The 22584-nt window shown below is 45.6% G+C and carries 21 protein-coding genes; 9 read left to right on the forward strand and 12 right to left on the reverse strand.

Going from position 1 to position 22584, the window contains the following annotated elements:
- Positions 1–37: 37 nt before the first annotated feature.
- A complete protein-coding gene (locus DP114_RS29350; RefSeq protein WP_169262969.1) occupies positions 38–1882 on the forward strand; it encodes a lipoxygenase family protein in 1845 nt (614 codons plus the stop codon).
- Positions 1883–2047: 165 nt separating this feature from the next.
- Here the strand turns inward: DP114_RS29350 and DP114_RS29355 are convergent, their stop codons facing one another.
- The 11 genes from DP114_RS29355 to gvpA all read right to left on the reverse strand — a co-directional run bounded on the left by DP114_RS29355 (position 2048) and on the right by gvpA (position 13009).
- Complete coding sequence (locus DP114_RS29355; RefSeq protein WP_171977800.1) at positions 2048–3868, reverse strand: bifunctional serine/threonine-protein kinase/formylglycine-generating enzyme family protein; 1821 nt, start codon at positions 3866–3868, stop codon at positions 2048–2050.
- Between the two features lie 56 nt (positions 3869–3924).
- Positions 3925–4146 (reverse strand): hypothetical protein, encoded by a 222-nt coding sequence (locus tag DP114_RS29360; protein ID WP_169262971.1) that lies wholly within the window; start codon positions 4144–4146, stop codon positions 3925–3927.
- 112 nt (positions 4147–4258) lie between these two features.
- Positions 4259–5542, reverse strand: coding sequence for a coiled-coil domain-containing protein (locus DP114_RS29365; protein WP_169262972.1), 1284 nt, complete (start codon positions 5540–5542; stop codon positions 4259–4261).
- Between the two features lie 43 nt (positions 5543–5585).
- Positions 5586–7412 carry an AAA family ATPase gene (locus tag DP114_RS29370; RefSeq protein WP_169262973.1) on the reverse strand — a complete coding sequence of 609 codons (1827 nt, stop codon included), beginning with the start codon at positions 7410–7412 and terminating at the stop codon, positions 5586–5588.
- Positions 7413–7429: 17 nt separating this feature from the next.
- A complete protein-coding gene (locus tag DP114_RS29375; protein WP_172195329.1) occupies positions 7430–9973 on the reverse strand; it encodes a LamG domain-containing protein in 2544 nt (847 codons plus the stop codon).
- An 80-nt stretch (positions 9974–10053) separates the two neighbouring features.
- A complete protein-coding gene (locus DP114_RS29380) occupies positions 10054–10704 on the reverse strand; it encodes a 4Fe-4S single cluster domain-containing protein (protein WP_169262975.1) in 651 nt (216 codons plus the stop codon).
- Between the two features lie 79 nt (positions 10705–10783).
- Positions 10784–11056 carry a hypothetical protein gene (locus tag DP114_RS29385; RefSeq protein ID WP_169262933.1) on the reverse strand — a complete coding sequence of 91 codons (273 nt, stop codon included), beginning with the start codon at positions 11054–11056 and terminating at the stop codon, positions 10784–10786.
- 189 nt (positions 11057–11245) lie between these two features.
- Positions 11246–11437, reverse strand: coding sequence for a hypothetical protein (locus DP114_RS29390; RefSeq protein WP_169262976.1), 192 nt, complete (start codon positions 11435–11437; stop codon positions 11246–11248).
- A gap of 4 nt (positions 11438–11441) precedes the next feature.
- On the reverse strand, positions 11442–12356 hold the full coding sequence (gene gvpN, locus DP114_RS29395) for a gas vesicle protein GvpN (RefSeq protein WP_169262977.1): 915 nt from the start codon (positions 12354–12356) through the stop codon (positions 11442–11444).
- Between the two features lie 2 nt (positions 12357–12358).
- Positions 12359–12733, reverse strand: coding sequence for a hypothetical protein (locus DP114_RS29400; RefSeq protein ID WP_169262978.1), 375 nt, complete (start codon positions 12731–12733; stop codon positions 12359–12361).
- Between the two features lie 57 nt (positions 12734–12790).
- Complete coding sequence (gvpA, locus tag DP114_RS29405; protein ID WP_169262979.1) at positions 12791–13009, reverse strand: gas vesicle structural protein GvpA; 219 nt, start codon at positions 13007–13009, stop codon at positions 12791–12793.
- A gap of 616 nt (positions 13010–13625) precedes the next feature.
- Here gvpA and DP114_RS29410 point away from each other — a divergent pair.
- The 4 genes from DP114_RS29410 to DP114_RS29425 are packed head-to-tail and all read left to right on the forward strand — an operon-like array spanning position 13626 to position 15580.
- A complete protein-coding gene (locus DP114_RS29410) occupies positions 13626–14078 on the forward strand; it encodes a gas vesicle protein (protein WP_169262980.1) in 453 nt (150 codons plus the stop codon).
- Between the two features lie 12 nt (positions 14079–14090).
- Positions 14091–14561 (forward strand): gas vesicle protein K, encoded by a 471-nt coding sequence (locus DP114_RS29415; RefSeq protein WP_171977802.1) that lies wholly within the window; start codon positions 14091–14093, stop codon positions 14559–14561.
- Between the two features lie 24 nt (positions 14562–14585).
- A complete protein-coding gene (gene gvpF / locus DP114_RS29420) occupies positions 14586–15320 on the forward strand; it encodes a gas vesicle protein GvpF (RefSeq protein ID WP_169262981.1) in 735 nt (244 codons plus the stop codon).
- Positions 15321–15334: 14 nt separating this feature from the next.
- Positions 15335–15580, forward strand: coding sequence for a gas vesicle protein GvpG (locus DP114_RS29425; RefSeq protein WP_169262982.1), 246 nt, complete (start codon positions 15335–15337; stop codon positions 15578–15580).
- A 50-nt stretch (positions 15581–15630) separates the two neighbouring features.
- On the opposite strand, the gene DP114_RS29430 is transcribed toward DP114_RS29425, so the two are convergent.
- Positions 15631–15978 carry a gas vesicle protein gene (locus DP114_RS29430; protein ID WP_169262983.1) on the reverse strand — a complete coding sequence of 116 codons (348 nt, stop codon included), beginning with the start codon at positions 15976–15978 and terminating at the stop codon, positions 15631–15633.
- A gap of 208 nt (positions 15979–16186) precedes the next feature.
- On the opposite strand from DP114_RS29430, the gene DP114_RS29435 reads away from it, so the two are divergent.
- The 4 genes from DP114_RS29435 to DP114_RS29450 all read left to right on the forward strand — a co-directional run bounded on the left by DP114_RS29435 (position 16187) and on the right by DP114_RS29450 (position 22385).
- Positions 16187–17776, forward strand: a complete 1590-nt coding sequence (locus DP114_RS29435; RefSeq protein ID WP_172195331.1) for a LamG domain-containing protein — start codon at positions 16187–16189, stop codon at positions 17774–17776.
- 24 nt (positions 17777–17800) lie between these two features.
- Positions 17801–18484: a GvpL/GvpF family gas vesicle protein gene (locus DP114_RS29440; protein WP_169262985.1), complete on the forward strand. Its 684-nt coding sequence runs from the start codon at positions 17801–17803 to the stop codon at positions 18482–18484.
- Between the two features lie 58 nt (positions 18485–18542).
- On the forward strand, positions 18543–20414 hold the full coding sequence (locus tag DP114_RS29445; RefSeq protein ID WP_246163450.1) for an ArsA family ATPase: 1872 nt from the start codon (positions 18543–18545) through the stop codon (positions 20412–20414).
- 135 nt (positions 20415–20549) lie between these two features.
- A complete protein-coding gene (locus tag DP114_RS29450; protein ID WP_171977804.1) occupies positions 20550–22385 on the forward strand; it encodes an AAA family ATPase in 1836 nt (611 codons plus the stop codon).
- Positions 22386–22584 lie beyond the last annotated feature (199 nt).

Consider the following 22584-nt stretch of genomic DNA (forward strand, 5'->3'; position numbering starts at 1 on the left):
GATAATATAACGTATACAATTCTAGGGAAAACACGTAATGCGATCACCAGCTCGACAACAACGACGCCAACAATTAATCCAGCAATACGTTCTATCGCGCCGGACGATGCTGGCGCTAATTGGTCTAGCTTGTGCCCCTGCTTTGGAAATGTGCCTAGGCAATAAATCTTACGCAACAGCACCCGACCTGCCTGCCAATCAGGATATTCCAACTTTACCTCAAAAAAACAACTCGGCAATCCAACTTGAGCGTCAAGAGCAATTATCAGCAGTACGCCTTCAATATCAACTGGCGTTTCGGCTACCGAACGCTGTCCGCGTGGCGACTTTACCCCTCCAAGAAGTTTTTGATCAGGCATATAAGAATAATCGAGAAATTTTGAGCCAGAAAATCGCCGCAAATCAACAAGCTTTTCAACAGAGTCCCAAGCCCTTTGTAACGCTGGAAGATTACGCAGCTGTCTTTAAAGTCCTGCCTCTACCAGATATTGCCAAGACCTTTAAAAGCAACGATACATTCGCAAAACAAAGGCTTTCAGGTCCCAATCCAATGGAACTAACCAATGTTTTATCACTCAATTACAATCTCTTTGAAAAACTTGGGATCACCGATGAGATTTTTCAAACTGTTCTCTTATCTCAAACGGGAAAGGCTGACGAGAGCGAAACCCTCAACAGTGCTACCCAAGAAGGTCGTCTATTTGTCACTGATTATGCGCGACTCGATTCTACTCACGTAACTCTAAAATCCAATCGGTTTCTCACTGCCCCAATCGCCCTTTATTATGCTGATCGCAGTCGTAGTCATTCGCGCTTAATCCCTATTGCCATCCAACTGGGACAGGTGCCTAAAGAAAGTCTGCTTTGTACGCCTATGGATGGCGTAGACTGGACTCTAGCAAAGCTGATCGCTCAGATGGCTGATTTTAATGTCCACGAATTGGTACGTCATTTAGGTCAAACCCATCTTGCTCTAGAGCCAATCGCATTAGCTACGGTACGCGAGCTAGCTGCTCGCCATCCGGTGAATGTGCTATTAAAGCCTCATTTTGAGTTCACAATGGCAATCAATGCTCTTGCCGATCAGGTACTGATTAATCCGGGGGGATATGTGGATATCATTTTCGGAAGCACTATTGAAAGCTCACTCAACCTTACAACTCTTGGGATCTCGGAATTTTTCAACAACTTCAGCAACTTTGCTCTTCCGAACAATTTACGTCAGCGTGGTGTTGATGAGCGTTCTGTATTGCGAGATTTTCCTTATCGGGATGACGGGTTGCTGGTGTGGGATGCCTTACTCGACTATGTCAGTCAATATGTTGGGATTTACTACAGATCAAACCAAGATGTCATTGAAGATTTCGAGCTACAAAATTGGCTACAAGTTTTACGGAAATCCGTTAGTGATGGAGGCTTTGGTATCGTTTCCTTACCACCCCGCCTGACTAACCGCGACCAGTTAATTAACCTGCTGACACAAATTATTTTCACCGCCGGTCCACAACACTCAGCCATTGCTTGGATTCAATATCAATATATGTCTTTTATTCCTAATATGCCCGGAGCTATTTACCAGCCCATTCCCACGGTTAAAGGGACGATGCAGGACGAATCAAGCCTAACTCATTTTCTCTCTGGCATAGAGCAAACTTTTGCTCAGGTCAATGTGATAGCATCAATTAGCAACAAGGTCGATATCAAGGCATTTACAGATTTTGGGGTAAATAGTTTTCAAGATCCACGAGCGATTAATGTTCTAAAAAGCTTACAAGACCGTCTAGAAGTGGTGGAGAAACAAATCTCACAACGCAATCAACGCCGCGAGGAATACTACCCTGGTTTTCTGCCCTCCCGCATGGCTAACAGTACCAGTGCCTAAAAACAGCCAACGGCTACACCCATGCAGATGCTGAGTTTTGCCGTTAAGTCTCTCAACTGGAGTTTAGATTAGGGTGTGTCATCAATTAGGTAAACTGGAATCAAAAGTATAATTTAAAAAAATGATATAAGGCAAATTAATAACAGTCACATTTACTTTTTTAAATCAGGATGTCACCACACGAAAACCGATGCTAGAGTATCGGAAATTGGCATCAAAGCAAAAACGGTGGGCACAGCGACAATCGTCTGCTAAGCTGTACCAAGAGCCACCCCGTACTACATGCTTTGTCGGATGCCCTGCTTCGCTCCAAGCACTACCATCCATAGGTGCGCCACTGTAACTCTCATGCCAGGTATCTTCACACCACTCCCAGACTAAGCCATGCAGATCGAAAAGCCCCCAGGCATTTGGCTTTTTTTGTCCTACCTGTTGAGTTTTGTTCCGGGCGTTCCAGGTGTACCAGGCATAGCTTGGGAGCAGCTGTTTACGGTTACTGAAACTGTAGAGGGTTTGGGTTCCGGCGCGACAAGCATATTCCCATTCTGCTTCGGTGGGCAGGCAATAGGGTTTGCCTGTGAGTTGAGAGAGGCGATCGCAAAATTCCAGTGCATCCCACCAAGAAACATTTTCCACCGGACGCAACGGACTGCTAAATTGGGAAGGATTGTTCGTACATACAGCTTGCCATTGCTCTTGAGTAATCGGTGTCTTACTCATACAAAATGCAGGTACACTAACCCGATGCTGGGGCATTTCCGGGCGCAACCACTTTTCAATGTCAGAGCGTTTAAACCAACTTTCCAGCCGTAAAACCTGCTCAATATCTTCTGTGGCACTTCCCATTAAAAAACTTCCTGCAGGAATGGCAATCATATCCAAGATTGCGCCACCAGGAAGACGTTCTTGGTAGTTGACTCGTCGGTTTGGCAGGGCGATAGCGCCTTGCGCGGCTCCCTTCGGGAGCATCGGTTGACTCTTGTGTTTGCCCTGCTTATCTGCACTGATATCTTCTGTTAACCTAATATTAGGCTGGTCTTCAACTTCAATCCGAATCCCGGAGTTTGGAATTGAGACATATCCTTGCGCTTCTGCTCCTGCAGGCAGGACTTTGCGAAAGCTGGGCGAAAGAGGCAATAGCACCGTTACTCTGCCTAAATCTGAAGTGGGGTCGAGAGCAGCGAGAACTTGAGCAGCCGTCCAGCGCTTTGTGTAGTCTTTGACCAAGCAACCCTGGACAATTACAGTAAAAGGAGCAGGTAGTTCTGAAGCAAAGTTAAAGTCTTCAATTCTCACCCGTTGCATCATCTGTTCGATGGTATTACCTGCAAAAGGATGTTTGCCTGTCAGCGTCTCGGCGATGACCATCCCTAATGACCACAAGTCCCAGGTCAGACTAATCTTGCCAGTATATGATTCTGGAGGTGCATAAGCGATCGTTCCCACTTGATGACTGGGAAGGGTTTCACTGCCATTGCGGTTTTCCAAGAGCCGGGAAATCCCAAAATCTGTCAGCTTCCATAGCCCACCCACTTGCATGATATTAGCGGGTTTGAGGTCTCGATGCACAATGCTCCGACCGTGCAAATAATCCAAAGCACTCGCCAAATTTTTCACCATCGTTTTGACTTCTGCTAGGGGTAAACTGCCCCGTTGCAATCGCCGCCCCAATGAGTCTTGAGCCAGTTCCATGACTAAACCCAGACATTCAATTCCTTTAAGCCAACCCTGCTCGGGACTGAAACCCTCTAGTAAGTTAGGATGTTTGAGAGAAATCGCAGTTTGCAACTCCGCAATTTGACGCTCTTGCAGTCCGCTTTCATCGGAAAAAATTTTAATCGCAACTTCTCTCATGACGCGATCAGCAACGACATCGTCTGCAAGAAATACAGCACCAAACGATCCCGCGCCTAAGAGTTTTTTCAGGCGATATTTAGGAGTAAACCACTCGTCTTCAAACATTCGCCAGAACTGATTCGGGTTCATTGGTCTGTGGTTCGTGTTTAATTACTGATCAGGTCTACGTATCAAATGAGTTGAGGCTAACTGCTATGGGCTGAGCCAGTTTCAGGAGTGGGCGTTGTTCCCCAAACATAATCTTGCAAAGCTGCTACATAAGCTGTTCGCTGCTGTTGCTGTTCGAGCCAAACTTGCTGCTGTTGCAATCGCGTGTCCTGTAGAAAAGCAGCAACCTGCTGTTGACGTTCACGAACTTCCTGTTGACGTTGCACTCTTGCGGCGTACCATTCTTCTCTGAGAGACATAATAATATAAAGTCTTTTCCTCCTATGTTACAAAAAATTATAAATTGCTACCGTTTTCAATGGCAGTCGTCGTCTTGAGGCTATATCCTCAATGCACACCTTTCACCACTTGTTATACACTACGACTACGCGTTTGCTGACTGCTTGGCAACTGATCGGCTTGACGGAGGACACGATTGGTATCTTTACCCTGCCATAGCACTTCGCCCATTCTGACGCCAAAATTATCCTCTAAGGCGGTGTGCATTTGGGTAAGCACCTGTTCAGCTTCGTCACAAATGGCAGCGGTATTGCCATCAACGGTCGCAACGCTGTGCTTAACATAACCGTCTACGTCATAAAACACCTGTCCCGCTATAGGGACGCTGACACTAATTCCTTTTCCTGCCTGAGTGGTGGCTCCCAAAATCATAGCACTGGCTGGATGCTCTGGATGCTCTGGTTGATGAAAGGTAATGCTGAAACCCATTTCCTGCAATGTCTGAGCAATGCTATCAGCAATATAATCCCGTTGCTCTGCCTGTATTTGAGCCGTGTTGGCAGTGTCAATAATGATTTGAGAGCGTTGCTGGCTTTCGCTTAAGCTGAAGATAACCTGTTTGAACTGACCGTCTGCGATTGCAAGTTTCGCTGCATTCGTCTGGTTTTCTAATTCTGTCACTGCTTGCCTTTGCCAGCGCATCACTACGGGGTCAGCCTTCAAGCCAGCCAAAATGACCTGCAGTTCTGCCAGTTGCTGATTTGCCTGTGCCTGTAGCTGTCGGCTGTCTGCTTGCCCTTGGACAATTTGACGGACGTGCTTTTGCACTAATGCCGTTGCTTCTGCTAGAGGTCGGCGCACTGCTACCGGGTTCCCCACGGCGATCGCTTCTTGCACATTTTGGAGGACGGATTGCAAGAGTTGCCGACCCGCTGCATCGAACTTCAAGGCTTCTGCCTCTGGAATTTGCGCCACTCGCCGTTGCAGTTCCTCTAGTTCAAACTGTTGTCGCTCGATGTCTGCCCGTCGTTTCTTTTCTGCCTCATCCCACCGCTTGCGCTTGCTAGCTTCTTGCATTGCCAGTTCAATTCTCACCAGTTCTTCTGAGATAGCCAGCAGTTTTTCTGGTGACTCTGCGGAGGCGATCGCCTCCAACTGATTCTGACAACGATATTCCAATGCCACTGCTTCTTGAACATAAAAATTTGCCCATTGCCAGTGTAAATCTGACAGCAGCACATTTACCCGGACATGGGTTTGGTAACGAGACATTTCCAATTGTCGTTGTCGCTCCTGCTCCTCGGCTTCCTGCCGTCGTCTAGCTTCTGCTTCTGAACGACGCTGTCGCTCAGCTTCCAGGATTTTTTGCTTCCACTCCGCAATTTCAGCTTCGGAAAATTTGGGGCTTCCACTCATAAAACTGTTTTTTTGTCAATGGACTACATAATTATTAAAGTTTTCATTGCTGTTGCTTCTTCAGCATAGCTACATCGTTTTCAGGGCTATACCGCCGTTCTAGCAGAGATTGATAGGCAGTTTCAAAATCTGCAGCGATAATGCTTGCAACAGTTGGGTTGGTGAATCCTTGGACACGATAACGTCGAATAGCTTGCAGAGTAGCCTGATTGCTAAGGAGTGCAAGTTCCGCACCGTTCCAACCTTCTGTACGCACAGCCCAAGCTGCCAAGTTTACATCTTCTGCCAAGGGGCGATCGCGGTTGTGAACCTGCAAAATTTCCAGCCGACTTGTGAGATCCGGCAGATCCACTTTTAGTTGCAAATCCAAGCGACCAGCTCTTAACAGAGCAGGGTCAAGCATATCTGGTCGATTGGTTGCAGCAATAATCAGAACGTTGTCACACGATTGGATACCATCAATCTCCGTAAGAAGCTGACCAACGACACGAGCGCTCACACCAGAGTCACTGTCATAACCCCCTCTAACAGGAACAAAGGTATCAATTTCATCAATAAAGATGACACAGGGCGCTGCTTGCCTTGCTCTAGTAAACAAATCCCGCACAGCTTGCTCTGATGCACCTACCCAACGACTGAGTAGTTCTGCCCCATTGACAGCAATAAAATTTGCCCTTGCTTGAGCAGCTACAGCTTTTGCCAGCAGAGTTTTGCCAGTTCCCGGCGGCCCCCAAAGTAGAATACCACGTGGAGATATGGCTCTCATCAGGCGGTAGAGTTCGGGATAAAGCAATGCACCTTCTACAGATTCCTGTAAGATGGATTTAATAGTTTCTAGCCCACCAATTTGATCCCAAGTAACGCTGGGTGTTTCAATCGCCACTGGACGCAAGACCGAGGGCTTGACATCCTTTAATGCTTGTAAAAAATCTTGCTGATTGATGCCCAAATCGGTAGGTATTGGTGAGTCCAGAGAAAGAGTAGAGCGGTGCAAGGCATTATACGCTGCCTTCTGACAGAGTCCTCGCAAATCAGCACCAACAAATCCAATTGCCAAATCTGCGATCGCCTCCAAATCGACAGAGACATCCATTGGCATCGAGCGAGTGTGAATCTTGAGAATTTCCAACCGACCATTGCGATCGGGGACACGGAAATACACTTCGCGGTCAAACCGACCTGGGCGACGCAGGGCAGGATCTACGCGACCGGGACAGTTAGTTGCTGCTAAAACCATCACCCCATTGAGTTGAGCAAAGCCATCCATAAGACTCAGGAGTTGAGCAACGACGCGCTTCTCGACTTCACCTTCCACGCTTGCGCGATCAGGTGCAAGGCTGTCAATCTCGTCAATAAAAATCAGGCAAGGCGCTGACCCCATAGCTTTCTGGAAAATCTGCCGCAGACGCGCCTCTGCTTCACCATAGTACTTACCCACGACCTCAGGACCTGCAATTGCGATGTAATTCACACCCAATTCTCCTGCCAGGGCGCGAGCAGTTAGGGTTTTACCTGTCCCTGGTGGACCGATTAACAACACTCCCCGCGTCGGCTCTAATCCTAGTTTGTCTAGCAAATCCGGGCGCTTGAGCGGTAGAGCCACCAAATCCCGCAGTTCTGCAAGTACTTCACTTAAACCCCCAACTGCTTCCAGTGATTGTATAGTAGACTTTGGCTGAAGAGTGTGATTATCAGCTTGCGATTGAGGTTTCTGCCCAGCAGATTTAGGACGACCCATAGCTTTGACCGACGGTTCTTCAGATTTGGGAAAATTGGTGGCATTTGCGATCAACACTTGCCGTTGAGCCTTTTTCTCCAGAGTTTTTGCCAGTATTAATAATTGTTCAAATTCTCGCAATAACCTACTCACTGTTCGCTGCTACTAGCCTATCCCTGTAGTCTATATAATTGAGCCAGCAGTTCCGGTGGAAGGGCTGCCATTCCGGGTGGAAGTTGAGATGCTATTCCCGGAGCTTGCTGTGCTGCTGCTGCATATACTTGTGCAAGCTGTTGAGGTGATAGACCAGTTATTCCTGAGGCTTGCTGTGCTGCTGCATATACTTGTGCAAGCTGTTGAGGTGATAGACCAGCAATTGGGGACGGAACTTGAGGTACAATTCCCAGAATTTGCCGTGCTGCTTCATGGAGTTGGGCAAGCTGTTGAGGTGATAGAGCTGCCATTGGGGATGCAACTTGAGGTGCCACTCCAGGGACTTGCTGTGCTGCTGCATATACTTGTGCAAGCTGTTGAGGTGATAATTGAGCAAGCTGTTGAGGTGATAATTGAGCAAGCTGTTGAGGTTGTAACATCCCCACTGCGGCAGATTGATTGGCTATTCCAAGTTGATTGAGCATCTGACCGAGCTGAGCGATTAACACACTCAACTGATTGACTAATCCAGCTAGTTGGGCAACGACTTCGACGGATAGGGCAGTTGCTCCAGCAGGATGGTTTCCTGAACTTGCGGCAGATTGCCCTGGTAATCCGCCCGCCAATCCTGCCACTTGACCGGCTAACCCACCAACCAATTCGGCTGGGTTACCCGCAGCACCTGCCACCTGACCGGCTAATCCACCAACCAGTCCGGCAGCGTTACCCGCAGCACCTGCCACTTGACCGGCTAATCCACCAACCAGTCCGGCAGCGTTACCCGCAGCACCTGCCACTTGACCGGCTAATCCACCAACCAGTCCGGTAGCGTTACCCGCAGCACCTGCCACTTGACCGGCTAATCCACCGACCAATTCAGCAGGGTTTCCGGCAGCACCTGCCACTTGACCGACTAACCCACCAACCAATTCGGCTGGGTTTCCGGCAGCACCTGCCACTTGACCGACTAACCCACCAACCAATTCAGCAGGGTTACCAGCACCACCTGCCACTTGACCGACGATACCTGTGACTGGAGATAGCAATCCGCCTAGCAGCCCACCACCTTGACCGCCTTGAGCTTGTTGTGCGTTTTGGGAAGCTGGTTGATTGCCTCTAGAACGGGGCTGATTACCTGAGGGCAAAAGTTGGGACGTGAGGTTGGAAAGCATAGGTTTAAAGGTTTGGAGTTGCAGGTAGTCGATGACGTGTGCGCTATCAGCACTGTTTGATACTGTAATCGAGAGGGTGTGAAGTCCTTTGAAAACGACTCCTAGTGGAATTTGAGTTTGCTTGAGCTGGACTTTGTCTGCACCAGGTGTCCTAGCAATGAGTTGCCCGTCTAGAAATATATTGTCTTCCCCAGAACCGTAGCGATCATAACAAAGGACTAAATATCCTTCAGTATAATCCTCTGCCAGGACAAAGTGAATGTTAAGCTGGCTGGTTGAGTTGGGAATTTTGCTGGCACTAGGAGGAACCAGGCAAGAGGGAATGATCGGACGATTAAGGGGGTCAGGGTCTGCGCTAATAGTATAATTATATACTTGTGTCCAGGCACCTGTCGGGACTGGTATTCCGGCTTGACCAGGTCTACCAATTTGCCAGAGAACAGATGGGGGGTCAGACATAGAAGTAACTGTGCTGGGTTGCTTCAAAGCGAGAGGTTGTTCGACAACTGGCGGAGTAATAGGTTTTTCAATATTTGGCTTTGAGGGAGTAGGGGTAACGCTCGGCACAGTACCAGTACCCTGTTTTGATGAATCTGGGGTGGGAGTATCCTTATTTAGCAATGGTTGTGTGGCAGTGCCGTGGATATCTTGCTCCACAGAAGCAGACTCAGGAGAGTCGATTTCGGTAATGGGTTCTGCTTGAATTTCGATTGACTGCTGGGCTGAAAGTGCTTCAATCTCAATGGGACTCAAGACTCTGTCCCAAATATGAACCTCAGCAATCTTGCCGCAGAAAAAGCAAGGACTTGCCCCCAACTGCTCTGTAGCGCCTGCGCCGACGCGCATGGGATTGCGGTCATTAGGCTGGTATTGCACGTCAATCTGTCGTCCTACTTCCTGCCCATTGACATAGAACGTCATTATCCGAGAGTGTTGGTTATAAGCTCCTGCCAGATGTGTCCACACACTGGGTATTACCTTTGGTCCAGTTAGTACTCGCCAAAATGCGCGTGGCTCCCCATTACCCAACCAAAATTGCCATTGTCGTGAAGGCGTGACGCAAAAAAGGTAGCCCTTGCGTCCTTCCAGGGGAGATCCTCCTACCGAGGTGACAATAGTCTGGTAGCCTGTGCCGCCACCAACCATAGCCCACATTTCTACTGTGAAACTGGTAGGGTTTAGCTCGGGAGCATAGGGCATATCCAATTTGTCACTGACTCCATTAAAGGCAGGAGCTGTTGGAAAAGAGTCATTTTGAGGCGTTTCCTGCATTGTTGTTTGGGAGAGCGCAGCTTGCTGTGCCATACGGTCAATGGGAGGATTGCCACGTCGCAGGGTGCCAATGGAAATTCCTGCAACTCCAACCCTTAACTTGTCGATTGTCAGCATCTGCTTGGTGCTACTCTAAGCATATGTGAACGTGCCGCTCGCTAATGCACATTATGGTTGATTTGTACAGTGTATAACTTTTACTCCTTTACCGGATTCATAATGATGCCTCGACTAAGCATCCGAGACTCAAATTCTTGACGAAAACCTGGTTCCTTGGGAATCCCCACAAACTGGATTTCTCCGGTTGTTTCCATGAAAAACTGTAAACCTACCGAGCGCTCTGGCTGCGCTAATTTGGCGAAAATTAGAGCTTGATAACGCTCTGTCATCGGTAACAATCGCTGATTACCCGATCCACGCCAAAGTAAATCTGTGTGCTGTTGTTCGATGTAAACACCATCTATCAACAGATCGATTCGCTGCAACAAATCTTGCTGTTCTTGTGTACCTTGCTGCTGTAGCTGCTCTAGACGATAGCCTGTATAGCATACTACTCCCAGATCTGCCTTCGCTCGAACTAAGTCTACTAGATTAGCCAGTGCCTTTGCTTGCAGCATCGGCTCTCCTCCAGAGAAGGTCATCCCCTCAATTCCACGTTGAGCTAGTACCCAAGCTGCCATTTCTGTCACGCTCACCAGCTCTCCCGCTGACTCATCCCAAGATTCAGGCACTATACAATTTTTACAAGCGAACCTACAACCTTGTACCCAAATTACGGCTCTTTGCCCCGGACCAAGTACGCTCACAGGGGATTGACGACTAAATAGGCGTAAAATTTTCTCATTCATAGTTATCCGAGCGAATTCCTAATAGTTCGCCAAACGGATTTAGAAGCTCATCTGAGTGCGATCACACTCAGATGAGCTTCTAGTAGCGACGCATTTCAGCAAGGAATTTGTAGTAGTAGCGCAAAAATTCATTGCGCGATTCCTGAGAACGACGTTTGTGATCTACGTAGATGCTCTTGCGTAGGTTCTCAAGCTCGCGAATTCGATTATGCTGATCTTTGAGAAACTCGCGTTGATGCCTGAGAAACTCGCCGTGCCATTCGCTAAAGCGACGTTCGCCATCTCGGACAAGCATTTGACGATAATGTTCGCTGTCAAGCCTGTCTACTGGGATATTATTAAGATTTGCCATGAGTAGAAACCTGCTACATAGAACTTATTTATAGCTGTACAATACAACTACTTGTCTACTTCGGTGCTTCATCCAAAGGAGACATATCCAACAGTCTACAGGCGTAACTATGGCTTCGCCAAGCTGCGCTATCGTAGCTAGCCGAGACTACCGTTAGTCCACTGGAAGATTCTCAAATACTAATTTTTATTAGGAATCTCTTTGCCATTGTCTAAGGAGCCACTGTCTGCGAGCTTCACTTGCCAGCATTTTTGCTGATGCACCAATGCAACGGGCGCGATCGCTCTTCGACAAGTCCAAACGGCTCAATGTTTGGCAGGCACGGAAACTAGGAATCATTCCACCAGTACGAATTTGCCGCATGGTACGAATAAGGATCATTGTTTCACCTCCGTTTAGCAGAAAGTTTTTTTGCTGACGGAATTTCCTGAAACAGTTCCCCAAGAATCAAGCTTGCTTCACTCTGGGACAGTTTGGAACGCGACAGCAAGACATCTACACAGACATCTTGAAAGTCAGTGCTGGTTGGCACAACAGGAACATTATTGCTGTGACAGACTTTAGCTACGATCAGACACGCTCGCAAACCGGAGGACTTTTCTTTTTGCTGTGTGCGCTCCCGAAACTTCTTGACAAGAGAGACAATAACTGAGGCATCCGCTCGTGTCAATCCTGATTTTTGGACAACAATCTCCTCCTGAGTCAGTTGGTCTGGCTCTGGAATATCGATCGTTACCAAGCGATCCATCAGTGCATCCTGAGTTTCATGAACTCCGCAATACTCCTCTGGATTCGAGGTAAAGATGACTCGGAACTGGGGATGGGCACGAATATATTCCTGTTGCTGGGCAGCGCTTGGTAGCACCAGTAGCTTTTCCTCCAATACGGAGAGCAGCACATTATTCACCTCAGGACGGGAGCGATTGAACTCATCGTAGACCAAGGTGAAGCCCTCACGGCAGGCAGTGGTCAGGCGAGCATCGACCCAGGTCTGGCGGAATTCATCTTCCAGCTTGACAACGGTGTGAATAAAATTATCAACAACTTTCTTGCGGTTATAGCCCCGTTGATTACCAATCAGATCGGAGGACTTGTGCTCATCATCTCCAAACATCAGCAAAATCGGACGCTCCAAAAGATTCGCCAAATGTATTGCCAATGTTGTTTTGCCGGTTCCAGCCGGACCGCGCAGGTGGACAGAGAAGCCAGCGTGAAGATAGCGCAACGCACGCTGAGTCAGACGATTGATTGTTGGTGTATCGACAAAATTATGGGAGTTTGCTTGCAGAACTGTGGTCACAACTAACTCCCTGGGATCATATTTGTTGGGGTAGCAGTGGAAGGTTGCGAAGGTGAAACACCTGTTGCATAACTGCCATTCTCAGGAATGGGCGTTGTCCCCCATACATAATTTTGTAGTGCTGCTACGTAGGCTGCTCGTTGCTGTTGCTGCTCGAACCAGACTTCCTGCTGATGTAATCGCGTCTCCTCTAGGAAAGCAGCCACATCGGCTTGCAAAGTGCTGCGGAAGTTACTCAACATTGTCCGCTGATATTGATGCAGTGCTGCCATCTCTGCTTGAATCTGCTGACGATACTCCAGCACATCCTGTTGACGTTCGCGGACTTCTTGTTGGCGTTGCACTCGGGCAGCGTTCCATTGTTCTCTAAGAGACACTATCTAGGCTCCTTTGGCGCTATACCTACCAAAAACAAAAAGGTACGCTACAACAACTCAGATGGCTGGTACAGCGGCTTGAGCTGTTAAGCCAACAGCTTCTGCATACTTCAAATAGGTTTCTACTGATGCTAGCACAATCCTTGCTTCCACTGCTAACAGTTCGATTCCCACAAGGGATACCCGTACCCACACATCGATGACGACACCCTTATCGAGAATGCGATCAATGACTTCAGCCAGACTGGAAGATGAGTTTACTTTTTCAACTGCCATAATTACTTGTCTCGATATATATAGAATTTCTGTAACAACTTATTAGCCACAGATTTTTTGAGTAGCCATTTTATCTTAATCCCAAAATAGAAATTTTTAAATCCAGATGTATGCATGTCATAGATTTTTTTTTGAAACTTAAGAAAGAAAATTTTCTGACTTATTGCTGCCAAACCCTAGCAAATGCGTGGAAATAAATATTTTTCGTTAAGGGTAGGCAGAAGGAAAGATGGTTTTACTTTTTTGTTGAGATTTTATTTTTCTTTATATTAAATTTTATTAAAAACTTAATATAAAATTTAATATAAATTTAAAAATCCTAAACACTAAAAACACGAGAGCCGATTTATTATCAAGAGGCTAGGCAATTGCTAAGGAGCGCAGGGTTATAAAGGGGGATCGCCAAACTCCAAAATTAAGTGTTTAGGATAGAAGAAAAAATTCTCACATTTCCTCCTAGATAGTGCTGTTGAGAAAGCAGCTATACTGGTTCTAAAAAGGCATCCTTCTAAAGAAATTCAGATAAATTTCAGAGGATTCAAAAAAAAAATTTTTTTTATATTCTCGTCTAACATGGGAAAGCATCAAATACTATAGATAAAGAGTCGAAACAATCGTGACTTCTACGCCGATTCTGCCGAAAAGTTCTCAATCCAACGCTAATCGAACGATTGCAACATCTACCCAAGGCTCAACTTTGGCGGATATTCTCGAACGAGTTTTGGATAAGGGAATTGTGATTGCAGGTGATATCTCTGTTTCTGTCGCCTCCACCGAACTTTTGCATATCAGAATTCGTTTGTTGATTTCCTCAGTTGATAAAGCGCGAGAGATGGGAATAAATTGGTGGGAAAATGACCCCTATCTCACCAGCAAGTCTCAAACTTTAATTGAAGAAAATCGCCAACTTCAGGAACGGTTGCAAAGTATAGAAGCAGAAATGCGATCGCTCAAAGCTTTAGCTACCAGTCAAATAGAATTCGGTGCAAGTGAGCAGTCAAAAAATCCTTATTCTATGTCGAAAAATCCCTCTACTGAAAACAACACTAACCCTACAGATGAAACATAAAAAATTGACATTATGGCATTACTTGGGACATCCTCTGAAAATCCGGAAATAGTAAGTACCAGTAACAAATTGAACAGTAAGGCGGGGTTGGCTTCTTTACTGTTAACAGTGGTGGAATTGCTTCGCCAACTCATGGAAGCGCAAGTCATTCGCCGCATGGAACAACACATTCTCAGCGAAACAGAGTTAGATAGAGCAGCAGAAAGTCTGCAAAAGCTAGAAGAACAAGTGTTGCAGTTATGCGAGATTTTTGAAATAGATCCAGCAGATTTGAATGTGAATCTGGGAGAATTCGGCACCCTTTTACCACCACCTGGAACTTACTATCCGGGAGAAACTAGCAACAGTCCTTCTATCTTGGAACTGCTAGACAGACTTTTAAATATTGGAATTGTGGTGCATGGCGATGTTGATTTGGGTTTGGGTAACCTGAATTTGATTCACGCGAAGCTGCGGCTGATTTTGACATCAAAACCGATATAAAAGTTCTTTTATTTCAAAAAAATTATGAATAATGGTCTTTATCTTTACGGCATTTTACCCGCACCTATTTCGGAAAAAGTAGTTCTCGAAGGACTAGATCAACAACCAGTTCAGAGCTATAGTGTTGACGGGTTCAACTTTTTATACTCAGAAGCGAAAAAAGAAAAATATCTTACTTCCCGACGCAATTTATTGTGCCATGAAAAAGTTTTGGAAGAGGCGATGAGTGAGGGGTTTCGCACTCTACTACCTCTTCGCTTTGGATTGGTAGTGAAAACCTGGGAAACAGTCACCGAGCAATTGACTCGTCCCCATAAGGAAAAACTCCAAGAGTTATTTCAAAAATTGGAAGGACGCAGAGAAGTAAGCGTCAAGGTATTTTGGAATAGCCAGTCGGAGATTCAGGGGTTACTAGAGTCAAATGTTAGCTTGAAAAAAAAGCGCGATGCGATGGAAGGTAAAGCTTTAAGTAGATCGGAAATCATCGAAATTGGTAAGCTGATTGAAAATGGTTTGCAACTTCGTAAGCAAGCAGTTATTGATGTTTTCCGTTTTGAATTGAACGATCTGGCAGAGGAATTTGTGGAAAACGATACAATGACGGAAGAGATGATTTACAATGCGGCTTATTTGATTCCCTGGGAAAGTGAATCTAACTTTAGCGAAAAAGTAGAAGCAATCGACCAGGAATTTGGCGATAGCCTACGAATTCGCTACAACAATTTTACGGCTCCTTATACCTTTGCCCAGCTTTCTTAAGGAAACCTAATATTATGTTTCTGGAACTCTTAACTTTTCCTATTTCAGGACCACTTGGTGGAATCATCTGGCTAGGAGAGCAACTTCTAGAGCGTGCTAATGCTGAATTAGATGATGAACAAAATTTGCAAAAACAGTTATTAGCTTTGCAGTTAGCCTTTGATATCGGTGAGATTTCAGAAGAGGACTTTGAAATTCAAGAAGAAGAACTTTTGCTGAAAATTCAAGCCATGGAAGAAGCAGAAGAAGAATCTGGATGATTTGTACAAACGCCTTAGGAGGCGTTTGTACAAAAGCCAGCAGTCAGAAATTAATATTCAAGATAAAAAGTTTGGAAAGGACTCGACTTAACACTCTTATTAGGAGTCGTTGTATTTTGAGGAGAACAAGTATTAGGAGTTGCACTTTGAGAAGAACTAGGAGTTGATTGACGCAAGTTCTGAATAGTTTTTTCTGTATTCTCTATTTGGTGATCGAGAAGCCCCAGTTGTTGTCTCAATAGCTGAATACGCTGTTCCATAAACTCCAATTCTTGCTGGATACGCTGCCGTTTCGTTACCATTTTATATAAATCTAATTGTTCAGCAGCTTCACTTTTATTACGAGGTATTGTGCTGATTTTAGGCTGAATTGTGCGGCGCGGGGGAATGCTTTTCATGTATACTTTAAAAATTAACGTATAAATCAACTATAATTAAAAAACGGCGTTCGCAAATACTATTACTAAAGCTGGGTAAAATTTCTTAGTAAAACCTTTAATATAGCAGTCCTATCTAATTTATGAAAATTTTTAACCGCCAAGACCCTAAAAGCGCCAAGAAAAGTAGGATTGCTATAGAAAGCCGTTGAAGGGGAGTGAGCGATCAATGAAACTGCAAGAAACTGTTGCCGGACAACCAAAAGATGTTGACCTTGGTTATCCTACCTCGGCAACTCCCTACTTCAATGGTAGTAGCGATCAAATTGACATCCCCTACGCTACAGATATTAACCCTACTAGCTTTACAGTCGAGATGTGGGTTCTGTTTCAACGCAGTAGAGGCTATCGAGCTATTTTGACTTCCGTCAGTGGTTCTGCAACCCTTGGGCGTCGAGGGTATGTCTTCTGTGTGAACGCCGCACAACAGTGGCAGTTTTGGCTCGGTAGCGGTCAGATAGGAATTCCTTGGGTTATTCTTACAGGCTCGAAAGCTCAACGAGGGATCTGGACTCATCTAACAGGAACCTATGACTCAGTATCCAAAACAATGGCTTTCTATATTAATGGTCTAGCTGTGGGGCAATACACAGGAATTCCGTTTCAACCAAACAATCGCCATCCATTGCATGTGGGCGCAGGAGCAACCGAAGCCGGAGCAAGTTCGTGTTTCTTTTACGGGAGTATTACTAAAGTGCGGATTTGGGCGGAAGCGCTTTCCCCGGTTGAAATTCAGACTCTTGCTATTGAGGGAGTACTGGGCGACCAAACTGTGGAACAAACTGTGGAACCCACTTCACCCATCCCGACTCCAGTTGCTCAGGTAAAGCAACCAGAAGTACCTATCACTTCACCCATCCCGACTCCAGTTGCTCAGACAAAGCAACCAGAAGTAACTATCACTCCACCCATCCCGACTCCAGTTGCTCAGACAAAGCAACCAGAAGTAACTATCACTTCACCCATCCCGACTCCAGTTGCTCAGGTAAAGCAACCAGAAGTACCTGCCAAGCCTCTTGCTACAACTCCTCCTGAATCCTCTGAGATAAAACCATTAAGCAAAGAGCTAGAGAAATCCTTACAGCCAGTATTGATGTTTGACGGGCAAGATGATTATGTAGAAATCCCATATTCTCCTACTTTAGACTTTCCTCAAACGCAAGATTTTGCGATCGAAGTTTGGCTAAAGCCAGACCTTATGGAGGAAACTAAGAGCAAAAAAACATTCGATATCAATGTCCTTGAAAAATGGGTAGGAACCCCGTTTCCATACGCCATCCGATACAGCAGTAAGAATGGTCGCGTCTATGCATCTCGCTATGATGATCACAAAAAGAATCCAGCAGTCTCCTGTTTGCAACCGATTAACGATCAACAGTTTCATCATGTTGCGTTTGTGAAACAAAGTTCCCAACTGTACTTGTATGTGGATGGTGTCGAAGTGGCAACCACAAATGACACAACTATAGGAACAACTCAGAACAATTCACCGCTTTACTTAAGTCGAGGGGCAGTGGGAGGGGGGCGGCATTTGTTTAAAGGTCAAATGGTTGAATTCCGTATTTGGAATCGAACTCGTTCTCAAGCGGAAATCCAAGCCGATATGTCGCGTCATCTCGTGGGTGACGAACCCGGATTAGTGGGCTACTGGGCTTTGAATGAAGGAAGTGGTGATACAGTCTCTGACAAAACCAAAAACGCCAATCACGGCAAGATAACTGGAGCAACCTGGAAACAAGTTGAAGTGCCAATTAGTTAAAAATTTTTACTTTTACAACTAAGCGTGGAACTGTCTAACTTTTACACTTACGCTTTTCTCTTGACACCAGCCACCGTTTTGGAGTTACCTGTCGGCATTGGCGACATGGTACTTCTTATCAGTCATGCTGGCGTTTCAGCTTTGGTGGAACCAGAGGTGTCTAGTGAATCATTACAGAACGATGACGAACGATTAATCCAAGCAGTTTTGTCCCATGATCGAGTGGTTTGTGAACTATTTCGCCAAACTACAATTTTACCCTTGCGGTTCGGTACTTCCTTTGCCTCAAAAGAAAGCTTACTAACTCATCTAGAATCCCACGCGGAGGAATATCTAGAAAAGCTACGCCAACTAAATGGTAAAGCCGAATATATGTTGAAATTTATTCCCCGGACTTTAGATGAACCAAACATAACACCTGAAGCAGGAGGAAGACAGTATTTTTTAGCCAAGAAACAACGTTATCAAACACAGCAAGACTTTCAAATAGCTCAAACTGCGGAATGGGATCGGGCAGTTCATCTTATAACCCAGATATATAAGTCGGCAATTGTTGTTCAACCGGAAGGTGAAGATGCGCGGATTTATCTTTTAGTCAGTCGCCAAGACGAACCTTTACTTGCAGAACAATTTCTAGCTTGGCAAAAAGCGTGTTCTCGTTGGGAATTACAGTTAGGACTCGCCCTACCTCCGTACCATTTTATCTAAAAGTTATATCTGGAATTTTTCAATCTAAAAAATATCAGGAGGTGTAGAGATGGATGATATGGTAAAGTACGACTCGCTTCAGCTAGCAATGTTTAGCGGTAAAGGTGGAGTAGGAAAAACTACCCTTGCCTGCGGTTTTGCCCGACGCTGGGCGAGATTATTTCCCAACGAACAAATACTGTTAATATCTACAGATCCAGCCCATTCTTTAGGCGATGTGCTACAAATAAAAGTGCAAGACAACGCCTTACCCTTACCTGATTTACCTAACTTGAGTGTTCGAGCGTTGGATGCTAAAGAATTACTTTTAGAATTTAAGGCAAAATACGGCAAGTTTTTAGAGGTATTAGTTGAGCGGGGAAGTTTTGTTGAGGGCGAAGACTTAACACCTGTTTGGGATTTAGACTGGCCCGGTTTAGATGAAGTTATGGGTCTGTTGGAAATTCAACGCCTGCTAACAGAAAAAGTGGTAGATCGCGTAGTAGTAGATATGGCTCCTTCCGGTCACACTTTAAACTTGTTGGGAATCAAAGATTTTTTAGATATAGTTTTAAATTCTTTAGAATTATTTCAAGAAAAACATCGGGTCATTACCCAAACTTTTAAGCGAAGTTATACCGCCGATGAAATCGATGACTTTTTGGTCAAGATGAAATCTGAATTAGCAGAAGGCAGACGCCTACTACAAAATCAAGATATATCTACTTGCTTGGTAGTGGCGATCGCTGAACCCATGAGCCTTTTAGAAACAGAACGATTTCTAGAAAACTTACAAGTGTTAGAAATTAAGAGTGGTGGGTTATTAGTTAACAAGATTTTAGCAGATGCAGATACAGATTTAGATCGCTATAGCGAACAACAAGAATTGCTAAATAAGTTTGTCAAACTACCAGGAAACCAACCTGTTTTTCTTATATCACAACAGCCATCAGAACCACTTGGCAGTGCAGCATTAGACAATCTTATTAACCAAATTCAAAAAATTGATACAGTTCCAATTGCCCCACCACCACCCATACAGTGGCCGGCTAAAGTGCTACCCGATTTCAGCGATTTTATCGCAGAAGGACGGCAACTTATCCTTGTTGGCGGCAAAGGTGGAGTTGGAAAAACGACAGTAGCAGCTGCTATAGGGTGGGCGTTAGCAAATCGTTATCCTGATAAAAAGATTCGCCTCATTTCTATCGACCCCGCCCATTCTTTGGGAGATGCTTTTGGGGCAAAATTAAAACACGAACCCACCCAGATAACGACCAATTTGAGCGGTCAAGAAATCGATGCTGATATAGTTTTGGAACAGTTCCGCAATGATTATCTTTGGGAATTAGCCGAAATGATGAGCGGCGAAGGATCTCAAGCCGGGGCGGTGAAAATTGCTTACACTCCCGAAGCTTGGCGACAAATTGTAGCGCAAGCTTTACCTGGTATTGATGAAATGCTGTCTCTGATCACAGTGATGGATTTATTAGAGCGCAAACAGCAAGATTTAATTATCCTGGATACTGCCCCTACCGGTCATCTTCTGCGCTTTCTAGAAATGCCATCTGCATTAGCAGACTGGCTAGCCTGGATATTCAAGCTGTGGATGAAGTATCAAAATGTTTTAGGTAGGGTAGATTTTATGGGAAGGCTGCGGAATTTGCGACAACAAGTTGTACAAGCACAGAAGAAATTAAAAGACCCCCACCATACTGAATTTATTGGTGTCATCCAAGCTGAAGCTGCAATTATTGCAGAACAAGTGCGGTTAACTGAGTCTTTGCAAAATATGGGAGTTCCGCAGCGTTACATAGTGCATAACCGTTACAGTCAGAATATGGAACTTGATGATAGTTTATTTGCTCAGCAAACTATTATTCGCTTACCAATTTTACCTCGTTCTGTGGAACCGCTAGACCGAATTAAAGCAGCTGCGAGTATGTTACTTTAACGAATTCCGCGAAATTCCGCATCCGCCGGGAGCGGTGACGATGGATAGGGGAGGGCATAAACTGAAAAGCTTAGTCTCAACTTGAAACGGGTTAATAAGTACAAATGTGACTGCAAAAAAAAGGGGAGAAGTTTGATGAACGATTTATTCAAAGGTTTTGAGCAGTTATTAGAACTTGCAAAAGCCTTGGAAGAAAAAATTGAAACTGGAGAACTCAAAGCAGATATGCAGTTCCGAACTCGTCCTTTGAGGAGTATACCTCGTTCTCCCCGTCCTAGCTATGTAAATAATGTCAGCACAAGTAGCTTCCGCACTCCACACTCATCTAGTTCTAGTTCTGGTGGATCGAGTTCTACAACCCCAAACCCAGTCAAACCAAATCAGACAACAGAGAATTATTCGTTAAAAGATGTGGGCGGACTTGGGGAAGTCCTCAAAGAACTCAAAGAATTAATCGCCATACCTTTAAAACGTCCTGACCTACTTGCGAAAATTGGACTAGAACCGACACGGGGTGTTTTATTAGTCGGTCCCCCTGGTACTGGCAAAACTCTCACTGCCCGCGCCCTTACTGAAGAACTGGGAGTCAACCACATTGCCATAGCTGGACCAGAAGTCATCGGTAAACACTACGGCGAAGCGGAACAGAGACTGCGAGAAATCTTTGAGAAAGCTGCGAAAAGTACTCCTTGCTTGATATTCATAGATGAAATCGACAGTCTCGCCCCAGATCGCAGCAAAGTAGAAGGGGAAGTGGAAAAACGGCTAGTCGCACAACTCCTCAGCCTGATGGATGGTTTTGCCACAACTAAAGGCGTGATCGTGCTAGGGGCCACTAATCGTCCCGACCATCTTGATCCAGCGTTGCGACGCCCTGGAAGATTTGATCGCGAAGTGTTATTTCGCGTACCAGACCGTCAGGGACGCTTGGAGATCCTACAAATTCTGACTCGCGCTATACCATTAGACCAGACGGTAAACTTAGAAGCGATCGCCGATTTAGCCGTCGGATTTGTGGGTGCAGACTTGAAAGCCGTCTGTCAAAAAGCTGCCTACAGTGCTTTGCGCCGCCAAGTCCCCTCCATTGAAGCCCAAATTCCAGAGACGATGACGGTACAGCAGTCAGATTTTTTGCAAGCACTTCAAGAAATTAAACCCGCCGTTTTGCGTTCGGTACAAGTAGAATCTCCTAATGTTGCTTGGTCAGAAATTGGTGGACTTGAGGAAATCAAACAAACTCTGCGCGAATCGGTAGAAGGTGCACTGTTACATCCAGAACTTTATTTAAGAACCAAAGCGCGATCGCCCAAAGGCATTTTACTTTGGGGACCACCTGGAACTGGCAAAACTATGTTAGCTAAAGCCGTTGCTTCCCAAGCTAGAGCTAATTTTATCTGCATCAATGGTCCGGAATTACTGAGCAAGTGGGTGGGTGCTAGCGAACAAGCAGTGCGGGAATTATTCGCCAAAGCTAGACTTGCAGCCCCCTGTGTTATTTTTCTCGACGAAATTGATACTTTAGCACCAGCAAGAGGGCGTTACAATGGCGATTCTGGAGTCAGCGATCGCGTTGTGGGACAGTTGCTCACAGAATTAGACGGGTTGCAGACAGGTGCTACCATTCTAGTGATTGCCGCTACCAATCGTCCTGATACCTTAGATCCAGCAATACTTCGCGCTGGACGGTTAGATTTACAGCTATTAGTGGATTTACCTAATTTGGAAAGTCGCTTGGCAATTCTGCTACTCCACAACCAAGACCGTCCATTGCAGGATGTGAGTTTAGCATACTGGGCAGCAGTCACTGAGGGTTGGAACGGGGCGGATTTGGCATTGTTAGGCGATCGCTCTGCTGTAGAAGCAATCCGTCGCTATCGCTCTGGTGGAATGAGTGATCCGGCGGCAATCCGGATTACAACTGACGATTTTAACTATGCCTACCAGGTTTTAAGCCAACAGCGTCCGGCGTAACCTGCTGCGTTGAAAAACAGTTTTCGGTGTATGGCACACAGTTTTTCCCGGTATTCCGTAGGCTAGCTATTACAGCAGTTTTCATATGAATAGACCACAAATCGTAGGGTGGGCATTGCTTAGAAAAGCCGATTTGATAGACATTTGAGATATTAATGAGCAATGCCCACCTTACAGAAAACCGCTGTAAAACACTGGC

This window comes from Brasilonema sennae CENA114, assembly GCF_006968745.1.
In the GTDB taxonomy this organism is placed as follows: domain Bacteria; phylum Cyanobacteriota; class Cyanobacteriia; order Cyanobacteriales; family Nostocaceae; genus Brasilonema; species Brasilonema sennae.